General features: G+C 74.9%; 1 protein-coding gene. It reads right to left on the reverse strand.

What is annotated here, in order from left to right:
* Positions 1-245: 245 nt before the first annotated feature.
* Positions 246-953 (reverse strand): phenylalanine--tRNA ligase beta subunit-related protein, encoded by a 708-nt coding sequence (locus tag H5J33_RS36150; protein WP_309485580.1) that lies wholly within the window; start codon positions 951-953, stop codon positions 246-248.
* Between the last annotated feature and the right edge of the window lie 149 nt (positions 954-1102).

Raw genomic sequence — 1102 nt, forward strand, 5'->3', positions numbered from 1 at the left:
CCGGCGGGCACGTCGGCGACATCCAGCTGGAGGAAGTCGGATCCGCGCGCCGTCCCGTTCACCGTGTCCCGCCCCTCGTCCACGCCGCTCATGCTGCCACGAGCCCCGGCCCGCCCCTGCGGCGACCGCGCAGGCTCCGGAGACCGGCTCCCGCCCCGGTGACCGCCGGGCAGATCTTGAAGGCGAGCTCCGTGGTGGGGGCCGGTCAGAGCTGAAGCCGACTCGCGCCCCTGCAGCGGCACCGGTCACTCCCCGAAGACGAACTCCGGGGCGTCCGGCGTGAGAACGGCCGTCGTGGTGGTGGCCGTCCAGTGCGCTGTCAGCTCCTCCTCGACCGTCTTCAGCACCTGTGCCACGGTGTCCGCTCCCCCGTCGTGCATCGCCTCCGTCACCACCAGCACCCGCCCGGTCCCCGCGCCGACCGCCGAGTGCCCGCTCTGCCGGTGGGTCCAGCGGCGGGCGTGGGCCCGGCCCGCCGAGTCGACGAAGGTCACCTCGCCGGGCGCGGGATGCTCGTCCCCGCCGCCGAAGCGCGTGTACGTCTCGTCGCCGCGCGCCGGCCGGACCTCCAGCAGCGGCCCGCCGATCCGGTCGACGTCGAGCACCGCGACCGGCACCGCGTAGGCCACCGAGACGGCGTTGCACAGGTCCACCAGCGGATGGATGCCCGGCAGCCCGCCCTCCTTGCGGAGCCGTCGCAGCAGCGACTCCGAGGCCGACCGCACCTGCGTCGGCTTCACCCCCATCCGGCTGAAGGCCCGCCGCCAGGCCAGCACTTCGGGAAACTCACCCTCGGCGGCCCGGGCCAGCCGTGCCACGGCCCGCGCGGTGTACACGGCGGCGGCCGGTCCGGTGTGGGCCGGGGCACCGACGCCGGCGGCGTACAGCGCGCCGGCGGACAGTTCGGGATACGCGGCCCGGACCGCGTCGGCATGCCGGAATCGCACGGTCACGCCACCACCACTCGCATACCGGGATCGGACGGAACACTCAACGGGACCTCCTCAGGTGATCGTCGGACCCCACCCTGTCCCGCCGTTGGCCCGGCCGCCAGGGCCAAACGAGGTGCGCCGCACAGGTCCATAACCCGGCGCGCGACCGG

It is taken from the genome of Streptomyces sp. WELS2, from assembly GCF_013870595.1.
GTDB lineage: Bacteria > Actinomycetota > Actinomycetes > Streptomycetales > Streptomycetaceae > Streptomyces.